The sequence below is a fragment of the Streptomyces sp. SCSIO ZS0520 genome, from assembly GCF_025643355.1.
Classification (GTDB): Bacteria; Actinomycetota; Actinomycetes; order Streptomycetales; family Streptomycetaceae; genus Streptomyces; species Streptomyces physcomitrii.
Genome location: NZ_CP092644.1, coordinates 2,631,208 through 2,647,765, shown reverse-complemented (window position 1 = coordinate 2,647,765; position 16,558 = coordinate 2,631,208). Strand labels below are relative to the sequence as shown.

Genomic DNA, 16,558 nt, shown 5'->3' with positions numbered 1-16,558 from the left:
GCTGAACTGCTTTCAGGAGGCGCGGCCGGAAACCGCTCCGGGAGGGAACGGGCTTAGGCTAACCTAACTTCGCGCCCTGTCGAGAGGCCCCGGCGCGGGTGTGCGACTGCGCACACCGCCCGTCCGTGCTTCCCGCCCTCCGGGTTCCGTTGCCGCTGTTCCCCTCCACTCCCGGGGTGATTTGTGCGCCTCTGGGGCCCTGGTTACGGTGGAAACCGGAGCAGGCGCCCGCGATCCCCGCCGCGCGCCCGCATCCCGCGCCTCTGCCGCCCGGCCTCCCGGGGGAAGCCCATGACCAGCGTCCACGCACCGGATGCGGCGGCGCTGCGCCGCGCCTTCGCCGGAGAGCTGATCACTCCCGCCGACCCCGGCTACGACACCGCCCGTGCCGTCTGGAACGGCGCCGTCGACCACCGCCCGGCGCTCCTCGCCCGCTGCACCGGCCCCGAGGACGTGGCCGCCGCCCTGGACTTCGCCCGCGCGCGGGGACTGGAGGTCTCGGTGCGCGGCGGGGGCCACCAGACCGCCGGGGCCGCGGTCTGCCCGGAAGGGCTCGTGCTCGACCTGACCCGGCTCGACGCGGTACGGGTCGACCCCGAGGCACCGTGCGCTGCGGCGGCGGCACGACCCTGGCCGCGCTGGACGCGGCGACCCAGGCGTACGGGCTCGCGGTCCCGTCCGGCACCGTCAGTCACACCGGGGTCGGCGGCCTCACCCTCGGCGGCGGCATCGGCTGGCTCACCGAGGAGTACGGACTCAGCTGCGACAACCTGCTCGCCGCCGAGACCGTCCTCGCCGACGGCAGGGTGCTGCGGGCCGCCGCCGACCAGCACCCCGAACTCTTCTGGGCCTTGCGCGGCGGTGGCGGAAACTTCGGCGTGGTCACCGAGTTCACCTTCCGGCTGCACCCGGTCGGGCCCGAGGTGCAGCTCGGCCTCTTCTTCTGGGACCTCGCCGACGGGGACGCGGTGCTGCGCCGGCTGCGCGAGACGGTGCCCGAACTGCCGCCGGGGACCGGGGTGTTCACCGGCATCGGGCTGGCCGCGCCGCCGATGGCCCTGGTGCCGCCGGAGCACCGCGGCAGGCCCGGCCACACGCTTCTGGTCGCCGGGTTCGACGGACCCGAGGCGCATGCGCGCGCCCTCGCCCCGCTCGCCGAGGGACCGCCCGCCCTGGTCGAGCGGCGCGCCCCGATCCCGTACCGGTACCTCCAGCGCCTGCTCGACGACCACGCCCCGTACGGGATCCTCGCCCACGACCGTGCCCTGCCGCTGCCCGTCCTGGACGACGCGGTGCTCGAACTGCTCGGTGCCCAACTGCCGGGCAGATCCTCGCCGTTGACCTTCTGCCCGAGCTTCCGCCTGGACGGGGCCTATACCGCGGTGCCCGAGGAGGACACCGCCTTCGGCGGCGCGCGGCGGCCCTGCTGGGTGATGAACATCTCCGCCCTCGCCCTCGAACCCCGGCGCCTGCGGGCGGACGCCGCCTGGGCCGCGGCGCTGTGGACCGAACTGCTCCCGTACGCGGCGAACCCGGGCGGTTACGTGAACTTCCTGGCCCAGGGCGAGCAGGACCGGGTACGCGCCTCCTACGGTCCCAAGTACGCCCGGCTGGCCGCCGCCAAGGCCCGCTACGACCCCGGCAATGTCTTCCACCGCAATGCCAACATCCTGCCCGAGCCGGGCCGGGGTGCCGGTGGTGCACCAAGTCCGCCTGGCTGACGGGTGGTTCACCAAGTCGGTCTGGCGGAGGAGCGGTTCACCGAGCCGCCGCCCGGCTGAAGGAGGGTTCGCCAAGTCGGCCCGCACCGGCAGCAGTTGCCCAAGTCCGCCTGAACCGAGGGCGGTTCAGGCGGACATCGGGTGCGTTCAGGCGCTCTCGGCCGCCGCCGCGCGGCCCGCCTGGCGGCCGGAGAAGAGGCAGCCGCCGAGGAAGGTGCCCTCCAGGGAGCGGTAGCCGTGCACCCCGCCGCCGCCGAAGCCGGAGACCTCCCCGGCCGCGTAGAGGCCCGGCACCGGTGCTCCGTCGGCGTCGAGCACCCGGCCGGAGAGGTCGGTCTGGAGGCCGCCGAGGGTCTTGCGGCTGAGCAGGTTCAGCCGGACGGCGATCAGCGGTCCCGCCGCCGGGTCGAGGATCTTGTGCAGGCCGACGGTGCGGGAGAGGTCGTCGCCCACATAGGCCAGGGAGTTGCGGATGCCCATCACCTGGGTGTCCTTGCCGAAGCGGTTGTCCACCTCGCGGTCGCGGGCGGTGATCTGCCGCAGCAGCGCGTCGTGGTCCACGAGGTTCTGGCCGGTCAGCTCGTTCATCCCGGCGACCAGTTCCCGCAGGGTGTCCGCGACCACGAAGTCCTCGCCCCGGTCGAGGAACTTCTGCACCGGCTCCGGGGTCTGGCCGAGCGCCCGGTTGGCGAGGTAGGCGACCAGGTCCTTGCGGGTCAGCTCCGGGTTCTGCTCCGAGCCGGAGAGGGTGAACTCCTTCTTGACGATGCGCTCGTTGAGGACGAACCAGGAGTAGTCGTAGCCGGTGTCCTTGATCATCTTCAGGGTGCCGAGGGTGTCGTAGCCGGGGATCGCGGGGGCCGGGAAGCGGCGGCCCTTGGCGTCGAACCAGAGGGAGGAGGGGGCGGGCAGGATGCGGATGCCGTGGTTCGCCCAGATCGGCTCGTAGTTCTTGAGGCCCTCGGTGTAGTGCCACATCCGGTCGCGGTTGACCAGGCGGCCGCCCGCGCGTTCGGCGATCTCCAGCATGCGGCCGTCGACATGGGCGGGGACGCCGGTGACCATGGTGCGCGGCGGGGAGCCGAGGCGGCTCGGCCAGTTCGCGCGGACCAGGTCCAGATTGCCGCCGATGCCGCCGGAGGTGACCACCACCTGCGGGGCGTTCAGCGTGAACTCGCCGACCTTGGTCCGTGAACTCGCCGTGCCGCGCGCGGCGTTGCTCGGTTCCAGCACCGACCCGCGGACGCCGGTCACCGCACCGGAGCTGAGCAGCAGCTCGTCCACCTGGTGCCGGAAGCGGAAGCTCACCAGGCCCTTCTTCGCCGCCTCCCGCACCCGCTTCTCGAAGGGCTCCATCACGCCGGGCCCGGTGCCGAGGGTGACATGGAAGCGGGGCACCGAGTTGCCGGGGCCGTCCGCGAGCTGCCCGCCGCGCTCGGCCCAGCCGACGATCGGCACCCAGCGCATCCCCATCCCGTACAGCCAGGACCGCTTCTCCCCGGCGGCGAACTCCAGGTAGGCCTCGGCCCATTTGCGGCCCCAGTGGTCCTCGCCGAGGCGGTCCTCGACGCCCCGGTCGAAGCCCGCGGTGCCGAGCCAGTCCTGCCGGGCCAGCTCCAGCGAGTCCTTGATCCCGCACAGCCGCTGCTCGTGCGAGTCGATCAGGAAGAGGCCGCCGAAGGACCAGTACGCCTGGCCGCCGAGGCTCGCCTCCGGCTCCTGGTCGAGGAGGATCACCTTGCGTCCGGCGGCGGCCAGTTCGGCGGTGGCGACCAGTCCGGCGAGCCCGCCGCCGACCACGATCACATCCGCGTCCGCCTTCGGGGACCCGGCGCCGTAGGCCGGGCTCGCGCCCAGCGCCGTACCGGCCGCCAGCGCCCCGCCCGCGACCTGCATCAGGCGCCTGCGGCTGACCGGGGACGTCCTGGAGGACTCTTCTTCCATGGCTCTCTCCTTCTGCCGGGAGGGATCAAGTGGGCCCGGGCGCCGCCGAGTTGACCGGAGGCGTCCGGAGATCGGGGGAGGGGATTGAGGCAGGCATGACAAGGCGGGCAGGCGGGTGAAGGCGTGCGAAGTCCTCGACCGGGGCGCGCCGGGACGCGGATCGCCGGGGCGTGGATCGCAGGGGAGGGCGGCGGTGCCGGATTCTGAAAACGGCTCTGTTCAGATCTGGCTACTCGAAAGTAATGACGGGCGCGGGCTTCTTCAAGCCCCCGGACAGGAGAAGATGGCCGCCGTGCGAAGGAGGGGGTGCGGATGAAGGGCAGGGTCAGGCCGCCCACCGGCCGTTACGCAGGCAAGACGGCCAGTGAGCGGGGCGCCGAGCGCCGGGAGAGATTTCTCGGCGCGGCCCTGGAGCTCTTCGGCGCGGGCCCCGGCTACCGGGCGACCACCGTCGCCGCCCTCTGCGAGGCCGCCGGTCTGTCCACCCGGCAGTTCTACGAGGAGTTCCGCACCCTGGAGGACGTCCTCGCCGCCCTGCACCTGAAGGTCAACGACTGGGCCGAGGCGGCGGTGACCGAGGCGCTCGCCGGTACCGCGGGGCAGCCCGCCGCCGAGCGCTATGCGGCCGTCTTCCGCGCCTATGCCGCCAGCGTCACCTCGGACCCGCGCCGGATCCGGATCACCTTCACCGAGATCGTCGGCATCAGCCCGCGCATGGACGAGCAGCGGCTCAGCCGCCGCGCCCGCTGGATCGAGCTGATCCGCGCCGAGGCCGAGGCGGCGCGGGCGCGCGGCGAGGCGGCCGACCGGGACTACAGCCTCGCGGCGGCCGCCTTCATCGGCAGCGTCAACGGCCTGCTGCACGACTGGGCGGCGGGCTGGGTCGACGCCAGCCTGGACGAGCTCGTCGAGGAACTCGTCGGTCTGCTGCTCGCCTCCCTGCGCCGCCCGGGGGCCTGAGGACCGCCCGGCGGCGCGGGGGCGATTGCCCTCAGCCCAGGCCGAGTTCGCGGGCCACCAGCATCCGCTGGATCTCGCTGGTGCCCTCGCCGATCTCCAGGATCTTGGAGTCCCGCCACATCCGGGCGACCGGGTACTCGTTCATGAAGCCGTACCCGCCGTGGATCTGGGTGGCCTCCCGGGCGTTGTCCACCGCGATGGTGGAGGAGTACAGCTTCGCGAGCGCGGCCTCCTTCTTGAAGGGCTCGCCCTGCACCAGCCGCGAGGCCGCGTCCCGCCAGGCCAGCCGCGAGGTGTGCGCCTTCATCTCCATGTCGGCGACCTTGAACTGCACGGCCTGGAAGTCACCGATCACCCGGCCGAAGGCGACCCGCTCCTTGGCGTACTTCACCGACTCGTCCACACAGCCCTGGGCGAGACCGGTGGCCAGCGCCGCGATGGCGATCCGGCCCTCGTCGAGGATGCGCAGGAACTGCGCGTACCCCCGGCCCTCCTCGCCGACCAGGTTCTCCCGGGGCACCCGCACATCGGCGAAGGACAGCTCCCGGGTGTCCGAGGCGTTCCAGCCGACTTTCGAGTACGGGGCCGCCACCGTGAAGCCCGGGGTGCCGGAGGGCACCAGGATGGCGGAGATCAGCGGCTTGCCGTCCGGCTTGCGGCCGGTGACGGCGGTGACCGTGACCAGTCCGGTGATGTCGGTGCCGGAGTTGGTGATGAAGCACTTGGTGCCGTTGATGACCCACTCGCCGGTGGACTCGTCCAGGCGGGCGGTGGTGCGGGTGGCGCCCGCGTCGGAGCCGCCGTCCGGCTCGGTCAGGCCGAAGGCGCCGAGCATCTCGCCCGCGCACAGCTTCGGCAGCCAGGTGCGCTTCTGCTCCTCGCTGCCGAAGAGGTAGAGCGGCATCGCGCCGAGCGAGACCCCGGCCTCCAGGGTGATCGCCACCGAGGAGTCCACCCGGGCCAGCTCCTCCAGGGCGAGGCCGAGCGCGAGGTAGTCGCCGCCCATGCCGCCGTACTCCTCGGGGAAGGGCAGCCCGAACAGGCCCATCCGGCCCATCTCGCGGATGATCTCGTAGGGGAACTCGTGCCGCTCGTAGTAGTCGCCGATCTTCGGCGCGATGACGTCGTGGGCGAACTCCTCGACAGTGCGCCGGAGTTCCTCGTGCTCGGCGGACAGGCGATGGTCGATCGACATGGCTTTCAGGACTCCTTGTGGGAGAGGGCGCGAACGGTACGAGAGGGGCTCGGGCGGCCGAGCTGCTGGGCCATCCACACGCTTGTGGCGGTGAGCCGGTCCAGGTCGACCCCGGTGTCGATGCCGAGGCCGTCGAGCATCCAGACCAGGTCCTCGGTGGCGAGGTTCCCGGTGGCGCTCTTGGCGTACGGGCAGCCCCCGAGCCCGCCCGCCGAGGCGTCCACCGTGGTGACGCCGAGCTCCAGGGCGGCCAGGGTGTTGCTGAGGGCCTGGCCGTAGGTGTCGTGGAAGTGCACGCCGAGCGCCTCGGTGGGCACCGCGGCCTCGTGCAGCGCGCCGAGCAGGGCGCGGACATGGCCGGGGGTGGCCACGCCGATGGTGTCGCCGAGGCTCAGCTCCTCGCAGCCCATGTCCCGCAGCGCGGTGCAGACCCGCACCACCTGCTCCAGGGGGACCGCGCCCTCCCAGGGGTCGCCGAAGCACATCGACAGATAGCCGCGTACGTGCACGCCCTCCTGCCGGGCGCGGGCCACCACCGGCTCGAACATGGCCAGGGCCTCGTCCACGGTGCGGTTGAGGTTGGCCTTGGCGAAGGACTCGGTGGCGCTGGCGAAGACCGCGATCCGCCGGGCGCCGAGCGCGAGCGCCCGCTCCATGCCCCGGGCGTTCGGCACCAGCACCGGCAGATGCACCCGCAGATCGGTGAGCTGGGGGAACAGCTGCTCGGCGTCGGCGAGTTGGGGCACCCACTTCGGGTGCACGAAGCTGGTCGCCTCGATGGTGCCGAGCCCGGCCTCGGCGAGCCGCCGCACGAACTCGGCCTTCACCTCGGTCGGTACGACGCCCTTCTCGTTCTGCAGGCCGTCGCGCGCGCCGACCTCGTGGATACGGACCCGGGCGGGCAGCCGGCTGTCCGGGAACCGCATGGGCAGGGCCCGGGGCCCGGTCGCGAGGGCCCCGGTCGCGCCGGTGTCGGGGGCACCGGCCGCACCGGCACCGCCCGTCGTAGGGGACTCGGTCATGTCGTCGGCTCCTTCGCGTCCTTCGCGCTCTGCGCGTCCGGTGCGGGCTGCGCGGGCAGTTCGGCCCCGGCGTCCTCGGCGGCCGGTTCGACCACCGCGAGCACCTGGTCCATGGCGACCGCGGTGCCGGGGCTGACGTCGAGTTCGGTGACGGTGCCCGCGTGCGGGGCGGAGACGACGTGCTCCATCTTCATCGCCTCGACCACCAGCAGGCTCTGGCCCGCCGCCACCTCCTCCCCGACGGCGACCTTGACCACGGTGACGGTGCCCGGCATCGGCGCGGTCAGCGAGTCGGCGCCCGCGTGCGCGGCGCCCCGCAGCGAGGCGGCGACCGGGTCGTGGTCGCGCACCTGCCAGGCCTCGCCCTCCCGGCCGAGCCAGTCCCCGGCGCGGGCGAAGCGGTGCCGGACGCCGTCCAGGGTGACGAAGACGGTGTCCTCCTCGACGGTGGCCTCGCCGCGCGCCACATACGCCACCGGGTCGAGGCCGGGCACCCGCAGCTGGTGGGTGACCGGGACGTGCCGCCCGCCGAGGCGCCAGCCGCCGCCCGCGGAGAAGGGGTCGAGCCAGCCGCCCGCGTCCGGCCGGGGCTGCCGCACCCGCACCGCCGCGGCGGCCTCGTACACCTCCTCGGGGACCTCGTCCGGGATCAGCGACTCGGCCTCGCGCTCCACCAGGCCGGTGTCCAACTCCCCGGCCATCACCGCCGGATGGGCGAGCAGCCGGCGCAGGAACCCGGCGTTGGTCTGCACGCCCAGGGTGACTGTCCCGGCGAGCGCGCCCCGCAGCCTGCGCAGCGCGGTGGCCCGGTCGGGGCCGTAGGCGATGACCTTGGAGAGCATCGGGTCGTACAGGCTGGAGACCTCGGTGCCGAGGCTCAGCCCCGAGTCGGTGCGCACCCCCTCGCCCTCCGGTTCGGCGAGGGCGAGCACCACCCCGCCGGAGGGCAGGAAGCCGCGGCCCGGGTCCTCGGCGCAGATCCGCGCCTCGACGGCGTGCCCGGTGAGGGTGATCTCCTCCTGGGCGAAGGGCAGCCGCTCCCCGGCCGCCACCCGCAGCTGCCACTCCACCAGGTCGAGCCCGGTGACCAGCTCGGTGACCGGATGCTCCACCTGGAGGCGGGTGTTCATCTCCATGAAGTAGTACGCACCGGGGTCGCCGCCGGGCACGATGAACTCCACGGTGCCCGCGCCCCGGTAGCCGCAGGAGCGCGCGGCCTGCACCGCGGCCTCGCCCATCGCGGCCCGGGTCGCCTCGTCGAGCAGGACCGAGGGCGCCTCCTCGATGATCTTCTGGTGGCGGCGCTGGAGCGAGCACTCCCGCTCGCCGAGGTGGACCACGTTGCCGTGGCCGTCGGCGAGTACCTGGATCTCGATGTGCCGGGGGCGGTCGATCCAGCGCTCCACCAGGAGGGTGTCGTCGCCGAAGGAGGCCCGGGCCTCGCGGCGGGCCGCGGCGATCTCCTCGGCGAGCAGCGCCTCCTCGCGCACCAGGCGCATGCCCTTGCCGCCGCCGCCCGCGGAGGGCTTCAGCAGCACCGGGGTGCCGATCTCCTGTGCCGCGGCGGCCAGTTGCCCGTCGCTCAGCCCGCTGCCCGAGGAGCCGGGGACCACCGGCACGCCCGCCTCGCGGACCGTCTCCTTGGCCCGGATCTTGTCGCCCATCAGCGCGATCGCCTCGGCGGAGGGGCCGATGAAGACCAGCCCCGCCTCCTCGCAGGCCCGCGCGAAGGCGGCGTTCTCCGCGAGGAATCCGTACCCCGGGTGCACGGCCTGGGCCCCGCTGCGCCGGGCCGCCTCGATCAGCCGCTCGGCGGAGAGATAGCTCTCGGCGGCCGGTGCCGGACCGAGCCGTACCGCGGTGTCCGCCTCGCGTACGTGCCGCGCCTCGGCGTCGGCGTCGCTGAAGACGGCGACCGAGCGGACGCCGAGCGCCCGCAGGGTGCGGATCACCCGGACCGCGATCTCGCCCCGGTTGGCCACCAGGACGGTGTCGAACATCCGCCCGCGCGCCCCGGCTGTGCTGCTCTTGCGCATCTCGGCCTTCCCGCCCATCTGCCCCGGCTCCTCGCCCTTGCTGTCCCTCGCGGACACGGTGTCGGTCGTCATGGCGCTCACATCCGGAAGACGCCGTACCCGGGCGCCTTCGGGTCCTTGGCGGGCAGCGGGGCGTTGGCGCAGGCGGTGAGCGCGAGGCCGAGGACCCGGCGGGTCTCCAGCGGGTCGATCACGCCGTCGTCCCAGAGCCGGGCGGTGGCGTAGTAGGCGTTGCCCTGGCTCTCGTACTGCTGCCGGACCGGGGCCTTGAACGCCTCCTCGTCCTCGGCGGGCCAGGACTCGCCGCGCGCCTCCAGCTGGTCCCGCTTGACGGTGGCGAGCACCGAGGCGGCCTGCTCGCCGCCCATCACGGAGATCTTCGCGCCGGGCCACATCCACAGGAAGCGGGGGGAGTACGCCCGGCCGCACATCGAGTAGTTGCCCGCGCCGTAGGAGCCGCCGATGACCACGGTCAGTTTGGGCACCCGGGTGCAGGCGACCGCCGTGACCATCTTGGCGCCGTGCTTGGCGATGCCGCCCGCCTCGTAGTCCTTGCCGACCATGAAGCCGGAGATGTTCTGCAGGAAGAGCAGCGGGATGCCGCGCTGGTCGCACAGCTCGATGAAGTGCGCGCCCTTCTGGGCGGACTCGGCGAAGAGGATGCCGTTGTTGGCGACGATGCCGACCGGGTGGCCGTGCAGCCGGGCGAAGCCGGTGACCAGGGTCTGGCCGTACTCGGACTTGAACTCGGAGAACTGCGAGCCGTCGACCAGGCGGGCGATCACCTCGCGCACGTCGTAGGGGGTGCGGGAGTCGACCGGGACGGCGCCGTAGAGCCCGTGCGGGTCGACCTTGGGTTCCACCACCGGGCGCACCGACCAGGGCAGCGGGCCCCGGTCGGGCAGGGTGGCGACGATGTTCCGCACGATCCGCAGGGCGTGCGCGTCGTCCTCGGCGAGGTGGTCGGTCACCCCGGAGACGCGCGAGTGGACCTCGCCGCCGCCCAGCTCCTCGGCGGTGACCACCTCGCCGGTGGCGGCCTTCACCAGGGGCGGGCCGCCCAGGAAGATGGTGCCCTGGCCGCGCACGATCACGGCCTCGTCGCTCATCGCCGGGACGTACGCCCCGCCCGCGGTGCAGGAGCCGAGCACCGCCGCGATCTGCGGGATGCCCGCGCCGGACATCCGCGCCTGGTTGTAGAAGATCCGCCCGAAGTGCTCGCGGTCCGGGAAGACCTCGTCCTGCATGGGCAGGAAGGCGCCGCCGGAGTCGACCAGGTAGACGCAGGGCAGCCGGTTCTCCAGGGCCACCTCCTGGGCGCGCAGGTGCTTCTTGACGGTCATCGGGTAGTACGTGCCGCCCTTGACGGTGGCGTCGTTGGCGACGACCACGCACTCGCGGCCCGAGACCCGGCCGATGCCCGCGATCACCCCGGCCGCCGGGGCCCCGCCCTCGTACATCCCCTCGGCCGCGAGCGGTGCCAGCTCAAGGAAGGGGGAGCCCTCGTCGAGGAGGGTGTCCACCCGGTCGCGGGGCAGCAGCTTCCCGCGCGCCACATGCCGGGCCCTGGCCCGCTCGCCGCCGCCCAGGCGCGCGGCGTCCAGCCGGGAGCGCAGCTCCTCGCCGAGCGCCTGGTGCGCGGCCTCATTGGCCCGCCAGGCCTCCGAGGCCGGGTCGGCGGCGCTGGTGAGCACCGGTGCCTGCTGCATCGTTCGAGCCTCCTTGCTCGCAGCTCCCCGGCGGCGCCGGTTCGCGGCCCGCCGGTTAGTGAGCGTTAACGTATGCCCCAAAGGTTAACGAGCGCTAACGACTCTGTCTAGAATTGCCGGCATGACCAGCAGAGTGGACGCCCCGACCCGCCGCGAGCAGATCCTCGGCGAGGCCGCCCGCCTCTTCGCCGAGCGCGGTTTCCACGGGGTCGGCGTCGACGAGATAGGCGCCGCGGTGGGCATCAGCGGGCCCGGACTCTACCGGCACTTCCCCGGCAAGGACGCCATGCTGGCCGAGCTGCTGGTCGGGATCAGCGAGCGCCTGCTGCGCGGCGGCCGCCGCCGGGTCGAGGAGGCCGCGGGCTCCGCCGAGCAGCTCCTCGACTCCCTCCTCGAGGGCCATATCGACTTCGCCCTCGACGACCGCGCCCTGATCACCCTCCAGGACCGCGAGCTGGACCGGCTGCGCGACAGCGACCGCAAGCTGGTCCGCCAGTTCCAGCGGCAGTACGTCGAGCTGTGGGTCGGCGCCGTCCGCGCGGTCTACCCGGCACTGGCCGAACCCTCGGCCCGCGCCTCGGTGCACGCCGTCTTCGGCCTGCTCAACTCCACCCCGCACCTCGGGCGGCCGGGCTCGCTGCCGGGCCGCGAGGCGATGGCTGCCCTGCTGCACCGCCTCGCCCGGGGCGCCTTCTCGGCGGCGCGCTGAGCCGTACCGCCCGCCCGCGCGCATAGGTACGGCCTCCTCCCCGGCAGCCGGGGAGGAGGCCGTACGTACGCTCCTCAGGGAGGCGTCAGCGCTTCTCGGCGGGCTCGCTCACCCCGTCGATGGAGTACGCGCGGGTCCAGTCCACCTCGTAGACGGCGCTCTGCATCGAGTCGCCGAAGAAGTTGTCGAGCTGGATGGTCTGGTGCATGGAGGGCGCGCACTGGATGCAGTCGCGGACGTCGTTGGCGCCGCCGGAGAAGCTGAACCACTCCTCGCCGTCCACGAAGCCCTTGACGTGGTCGGGCGTCCACTCGACCGCGATGTTGTGCCACTGCGTGAGGTCGACGCCGCACTTCTCGGCGTGCTCCTGCTGGACCGCGGCGTCCGGGTCGTGCGGGTAGTGGATGAAGGCCTCCGAGCAGTCCTCGCCGGGGGCGGTGTTCTCCAGGTAGTCGTACTCGCCGTCCTCGGGCCAGCGGTCCGAGTCCGGCCACAGGATGAGCAGCGGGTGGTACTGGCGGCCGTTGTCCTCGCCGGTCGCCTCGGAGCGCACACGCGCCTCCCAACGGCCGTAGCGCTGACCGAACTTGGAGCCCATCCAGCCCGAGTCGCCGTTCTGGGCGCCGCTCTGGCGCAGCAGCCCGCCGACCACCCGTGAATTGTCCGAGCAGCGGCGGCCGTTGCCCGCGTGGCCGTCCCAGCACTCGCCGTCCGCGCCGGGCAGGCTCCACTTGGCGTCGTCCGGGCGGGCCGGGGCGTCCTCGGAGCCGTAGTCGAACTCGTCGGTGCCGGCCGCCACCGGGGTGCCCCAGTCGTAGCGTTCGGCGGCGCTGTCGGGTGCCGCCGGGGCGGCGGCCGGGCCGCCGGTGCCGGTGGCCGAGGCCGGTCCGGAGAGGGTGGCGGTGAGGGTCAGCAGACAGGCCGCCGAGGCGCCGAGGGCGGCGAGCCGCAGTCGTGAGGGGCGCACGGACACTCCTTCGTGAGGGGACTTCGGTCGGGCGCCCCGGCGTGGGGGCGGGCGGTGGGCGTGGCGCGCCCCGGGAACCGAGTCTCCCCCCGTGGAAGATTCGGTCGCGGCCGGTGAAGATCCGGCGCGAGGGCGGGGCGGCGCGCCACGGCCCGTACCGCCCGGCCGGGGCCGCCGGGTCCAGCCAATCGCACGGCGGCGCTGTTCAGCAGCCCGGCGGCGGTGGGATGAACAAGAAACCCGCCCGGCACCTGAGCTGCCTCGGCGAAGTCCCGCCCGGCTCGGGGCAGTTGCGTGTACGCCGCACCGCTCCCTACCGTGGCCGCTCCTCGCAGGGGGCGAGCGCCGCGGTGGCGGACGGGGACGCAGGGCGACGGGGGCGGACATGGCGGGCACACCGGAACCGGCCGAAGTCGCCGCGCCCGCGGCGGAGTTCGCGGCGGCGCTGCGGGCGCTCCGCGAGGCGGCGGGCTCGCCCACCTACCGGCGGATGCAGCGCGAGGCGGGCGTCTCGCTCGGCGCCCTCCACCAGGCCGCCCGCGGCGGCGCCTTCCCCACCCTGCGGGTCACCCTCGCCTTCGTACGGGCCTGCGCGGGCGACGCCGAGGAGTGGGAGCGGCGCTGGCAGGCGGCCAAGGAGCGGATCGAGGAGCAGCCGCGCCCCGAGGAGGACGGAACTCCCGCCCCCTACCGCGGACTTGCCCGCTACGAACCCGAGGACGCCGGTCTCTTCTTCGGCCGCGAGCAGCTGATCGGCGAACTCCTCGCGCTCACCCGGCGGTTCAGGATCTGCGCCCTGCTCGGCGCCTCCGGCAGCGGCAAATCCTCCCTGCTGCGCGCCGGGTTGATCCCCGCCCTGCGCGCACCGGAGGGGGAGGGCCCGCGCCCGGCCCGGGTGGTCATCCTCACCCCCGGCGCCCACCCGGCGGCCGAGCACCGGGAACGGCTCGCCCCGGCGGAGGGGCCGGAGGGACCGCCCGAGGGTCCAACCGGTGGACCGCCCGGCGAAACCGTCGTCCTGGTCGACCAGTTCGAGGAGCTGTTCACCCTCTGCGCCGACCCCGCCGAACGCGAGGCCTTCCTCGGTCTGCTGCTCGCCGCCCGCGCCCCGGAGAGCCGGCTGCGCGTCGTGCTCGCCCTGCGCGCCGATTTCCTCGCCCACTGCGCCCGGCACGCGGAGCTGGCCGAGGCGCTGCGGCGGGCCACCCTGCTGCTCGGGCCGATGAGTGCGGAGGAACTCCAGCAGGCCGTGGTGCGCCCCGCCGCGGCCCGCGGACTCCAGGTCCAACGCGCCCTGACCGCACGGGTGGTGGCCGAGGTGGCGGGCGAACCCGGCGCCCTGCCGCTGATGTCGCACGCCCTCCTGGAGACCTGGCGGCACCGGCGCGGGAACCTGCTCACCGAGACCGCCTACGAGGCCGCGGGCGGACTGCACGGCGCCCTCGCCAAGACCGCCGAGGACGCCTACGCCGGGTTCGGGCCGCGGGAGGCGGCCCGGGCCCGGCGCGTACTGCTGCGTCTGGTCAGCCCCGGCGAGGGCGGTCCCGACACCCGACGGCCGCTGCCGCACGCGGAGTTGGCGGCGGACGCGGCCGGGCAGGCGGCGACCGCCACCGTGGTGGACCGGCTCGTCGCGGCCCGGCTGCTCACCCGGGACGAGGCGGTGGTGGACCTCGCGCACGAGGCGCTGCTCACCGCCTGGCCCCGGCTGCGCGGCTGGATCGACGCCGAACGCGACCGGCTGCGCCTGCACCGGCGGCTGAGCCGCGCCGCCCGCGACTGGCGCGCCCTGGACCGCGAGCCCTCCGCGCTCTACCTCGGCAGCAGGCTCACCGCCGTCGAGGAGGCCTTCCCCGCCGCCGACCGCGCGGCCGAACTCACCGCCGAGGAGCTGGAGTTCCTCACCGCCTCGCAGCGCAGGCGGCAGCGCGGACGGCGCCGGCGGCAGGCGCTGACGGCCGTGCTCTGCGCCCTCACCCTGCTCGCCGGGTGCGCCGCCGCCGTCGCCTTCCGGGAGCGCTCCGCCGCGCACGCCGAGCGGGACACCGCGATCTTCCACCAGATCGCCACCGCCGCCGACAACCTGCGCGGCGAACACCGCGCCGGGGCCGCCCGCCTCGACGCCGCCGCGCACGCCAGGGCCGACACCCCCGACCTGGACACCCGGCTGCTCGGCGACGCGGGCGCGAGCCTGTCCAGCGCCCTGCCCGGCCACGACGGCGTGGTCTCCGCGGCCTCCTTCGCCCCCGGCGGACGGCTGCTCGCCAGCGGCGGCCACGACCGCACCGTCCGCCTCTGGGACACCGCCGACCCGCTGCGCGCCCGCCCGCTGCGCGCCCCGCTCGGCCCCTTCCCGGACCGCGTCGAGGACGTCCAATTCGCCTCCCGCGGCCACCTGTTGGCCCTCGCCCTGCACGACGGCACGGTACGGCTGCTCGACCTGAGCGAGCCCCGCCGCCCGCGGGCCCTCGGCCGCCCGCTCGCCGCCCACCGGGCACCGGTCGCCATGCTCCGCCTCGCCCCGGACGGCCGCACCCTCGCCACCGCGAGCGACGACGGCACCGTCCGCCTGTGGGACCTCGCGGAACCGGCCCGCCCCCGGCCCCTCGGCCGACCGCTGCCCGCCCACCGCGGCGGCGCCCGCGCCCTCGCCTTCGCCCCCGACGGCGCCACCCTCGCCAGCGGCGGCTACGACGGGCGGATCCGTCTCTGGGACCTGAGCGCTCCGCGGCGGGCCCGGCAGCGCGGGGCGGCGCTCACCGGCCACGGGGAGCCCGTCTGGTCGCTGGCCTTCAGCCCCGACGGCGCCACCCTGGCCAGCGGCGGCTTCGACGGCACCGCCCGCCTCTGGAACCTCACCGACCCCGGACACCCCCGCCGCGGGCCGGTCCTCGACGAACCCGGCGCGCCCGTCTGGTCGGTGGCCTTCAGCCCGGACGGGAGCACCCTCGCCGCCGGAGGAGAGGACAACGCCGTACGGCTGTGGACCGTGCTGGACCCCGGCCATCCGCTCCCGCTGGACGCGCCGATGACCGGGCACCGCTCCGGGATCTGGTCGGTGCAGTTCCGCCCCGGCGACGCCCGCACCCTGGTCAGCGCCGGATACCAGGGCGACCTGCTGCTCTGGCACCGCCCGCCCGGCCAACTCACCGGTTTCACCAACCCGTTGACCAGCGCCGCCTACCGCCCGGACGGCCGGGTCCTCGCCGTCGCCAGCACCGACGACGCGCTGATCCGGCTGTGGGACGTCCACGACCCGCTCCGCCCCCGGCTCCTCGGGCTGCTGCGCGGTCACCGGGACCGGGTCACCTCGGTCGCCTTCGCCCCGGACGGCCGCACCCTCGCCAGCGCGGGCGAGGACGACACCGTACGGCTGTGGGACACCGCCGACCCGGCCCGCGCCCGCGCCCTCGGCCCGCCGCTCGGCGGCCACCGGGACGGCATCCGGGCGGTGGCCTTCGCCCCGCGCGGCCGCACCCTCGCGGGCGGCGGCCGGGACGGGACGCTCCGCCTCTGGTCGCTCGCCACCCGCGCCCGCCCGGAGCCCCTCGGCCGGGCCGCCGCCCCGCGCGAGGGCCACATCAACGCCCTCGCCTTCGCCCCCGACGGCCGCACCCTGGCCACCGCCCACCAGCGCAGCGCCGTACGCCTCTGGGGACTGCGGGGCACCCGGGACCCTCGCCCGCTACGAAAGCTGACGGGCCATCAAGAAGGCGTACGGGCAGTGGCGTTCAGCCCGGACGGCACCCTGCTCGCGAGCGGCGGCGAGGACCGCACCCTGCGGCTGTGGAAGACCGCCGACCCGGCGCACGCCGCGGCCACCGGGCGCCCGCGCACCGGCCACGGCAGCCAGATCAACGCCCTCGCCTTCAGCCCCGACGGCCACCGCCTCGCCACCGCGGGCGGCGATGCGACCGTACGGCTCTGGCGGGTCACCGCCACCGGCGCCACCGCCTGGGGCCGGCCGCTCACCGGCCACACCCGCTCCGTCGGCACCGTCGTCTTCAGCCCCGACGGCCGCACCCTCGCCAGCGGCGGCGACGACCTCACCGCCCGCCTCTGGCCCCTGGACGTGGCCGCGGCGCTGCGCCAGGTCTGCGCCCGCACCCGGGGCAGCCTGGACCGCGCCGAGTGGCGGGCCCGGCTGCCGCAGGTGCCGTATGCGGAGCCGTGCGGGGCGGGGGAGTGAGGGGGAGCTCAACCGTCCGGCCTCACCGGCAGGTCTCCATCGATCGGCCTCGACCGTCCAGTCTTCATCGATCGGCCTCAACCGTCCGGCCTCGACCGTCCAGTCT

10 protein-coding genes and 1 pseudogene are annotated in these 16,558 nt (G+C 74.7%); 5 read left to right on the top strand and 6 right to left on the bottom strand.

Annotation, left to right across the window (positions count from 1 at the left end; genetic code table 11):
• Positions 1–291: 291 nt before the first annotated feature.
• Both MID12_RS32415 and MID12_RS32410 read left to right on the top strand, forming a co-directional pair.
• Positions 292–758 (top strand): annotated as a pseudogene (locus MID12_RS32415) (FAD-binding oxidoreductase); the annotation flags it as partial.
• Between the two features lie 294 nt (positions 759–1,052).
• Entirely contained in the window at positions 1,053–1,721 is a 669-nt protein-coding gene (locus tag MID12_RS32410; RefSeq protein ID WP_411577049.1) for a BBE domain-containing protein, read from the top strand.
• Positions 1,722–1,868: 147 nt separating this feature from the next.
• Here MID12_RS32410 and MID12_RS09760 read toward each other — a convergent pair whose 3' ends face one another.
• Positions 1,869–3,665: an FAD-binding dehydrogenase gene (locus MID12_RS09760; protein ID WP_263166211.1), complete on the bottom strand. Its 1,797-nt coding sequence runs from the start codon at positions 3,663–3,665 to the stop codon at positions 1,869–1,871.
• A 312-nt stretch (positions 3,666–3,977) separates the two neighbouring features.
• On the opposite strand from MID12_RS09760, the gene MID12_RS09755 reads away from it, so the two are divergent.
• On the top strand, positions 3,978–4,625 hold the full coding sequence (locus tag MID12_RS09755; protein ID WP_263166209.1) for a TetR/AcrR family transcriptional regulator: 648 nt from the start codon (positions 3,978–3,980) through the stop codon (positions 4,623–4,625).
• Positions 4,626–4,656: 31 nt separating this feature from the next.
• On the opposite strand, the gene MID12_RS09750 is transcribed toward MID12_RS09755, so the two are convergent.
• The 4 genes from MID12_RS09750 to MID12_RS09735 form a co-directional block, all read right to left on the bottom strand.
• Positions 4,657–5,814, bottom strand: coding sequence for an acyl-CoA dehydrogenase family protein (locus MID12_RS09750; protein ID WP_263173032.1), 1,158 nt, complete (start codon positions 5,812–5,814; stop codon positions 4,657–4,659).
• Positions 5,815–5,825: 11 nt separating this feature from the next.
• The gene (locus MID12_RS09745; RefSeq protein WP_040256714.1) at positions 5,826–6,746 is read right to left on the bottom strand and encodes a hydroxymethylglutaryl-CoA lyase; all 921 of its coding nucleotides are present in this window, start codon (positions 6,744–6,746) and stop codon (positions 5,826–5,828) included.
• 92 nt (positions 6,747–6,838) lie between these two features.
• Entirely contained in the window at positions 6,839–8,842 is a 2,004-nt protein-coding gene (locus MID12_RS09740) for an acetyl/propionyl/methylcrotonyl-CoA carboxylase subunit alpha (protein ID WP_263173027.1), read from the bottom strand.
• A gap of 113 nt (positions 8,843–8,955) precedes the next feature.
• Entirely contained in the window at positions 8,956–10,587 is a 1,632-nt protein-coding gene (locus MID12_RS09735) for a carboxyl transferase domain-containing protein (protein WP_168534869.1), read from the bottom strand.
• Positions 10,588–10,708: 121 nt separating this feature from the next.
• On the opposite strand from MID12_RS09735, the gene MID12_RS09730 reads away from it, so the two are divergent.
• On the top strand, positions 10,709–11,296 hold the full coding sequence (locus MID12_RS09730) for a TetR/AcrR family transcriptional regulator (RefSeq protein ID WP_168534871.1): 588 nt from the start codon (positions 10,709–10,711) through the stop codon (positions 11,294–11,296).
• An 85-nt stretch (positions 11,297–11,381) separates the two neighbouring features.
• On the opposite strand, the gene MID12_RS09725 is transcribed toward MID12_RS09730, so the two are convergent.
• Positions 11,382–12,263 carry a glycoside hydrolase family 16 protein gene (locus MID12_RS09725; protein ID WP_263166199.1) on the bottom strand — a complete coding sequence of 294 codons (882 nt, stop codon included), beginning with the start codon at positions 12,261–12,263 and terminating at the stop codon, positions 11,382–11,384.
• A gap of 385 nt (positions 12,264–12,648) precedes the next feature.
• Between MID12_RS09725 and MID12_RS09720 the strand changes: the two genes are divergently transcribed.
• Positions 12,649–16,452, top strand: a complete 3,804-nt coding sequence (locus MID12_RS09720; protein ID WP_263166197.1) for a WD40 repeat domain-containing protein — start codon at positions 12,649–12,651, stop codon at positions 16,450–16,452.
• Positions 16,453–16,558 lie beyond the last annotated feature (106 nt).

Bases quoted from the DNA above. Each gene is read 5' to 3' on its own strand.
- MID12_RS32410 (WP_411577049.1), top strand. From the start codon at position 1,053: ATGGCCCTGGTGCCGCCGGAGCACCGCGGCAGGCCCGGCCACACGCTT.
- MID12_RS09760 (WP_263166211.1), bottom strand. From the start codon at position 3,665: ATGGAAGAAGAGTCCTCCAGGACGTCCCCGGTCAGCCGCAGGCGCCTG.
- MID12_RS09755 (WP_263166209.1), top strand. From the start codon at position 3,978: ATGAAGGGCAGGGTCAGGCCGCCCACCGGCCGTTACGCAGGCAAGACG.
- MID12_RS09745 (WP_040256714.1), bottom strand. From the start codon at position 6,746: ATGCGGTTCCCGGACAGCCGGCTGCCCGCCCGGGTCCGTATCCACGAG.
- MID12_RS09740 (WP_263173027.1), bottom strand. From the start codon at position 8,842: ATGTTCGACACCGTCCTGGTGGCCAACCGGGGCGAGATCGCGGTCCGG.
- MID12_RS09735 (WP_168534869.1), bottom strand. From the start codon at position 10,587: ATGCAGCAGGCACCGGTGCTCACCAGCGCCGCCGACCCGGCCTCGGAG.
- MID12_RS09730 (WP_168534871.1), top strand. From the start codon at position 10,709: ATGACCAGCAGAGTGGACGCCCCGACCCGCCGCGAGCAGATCCTCGGC.
- MID12_RS09720 (WP_263166197.1), top strand. From the start codon at position 12,649: ATGGCGGGCACACCGGAACCGGCCGAAGTCGCCGCGCCCGCGGCGGAG.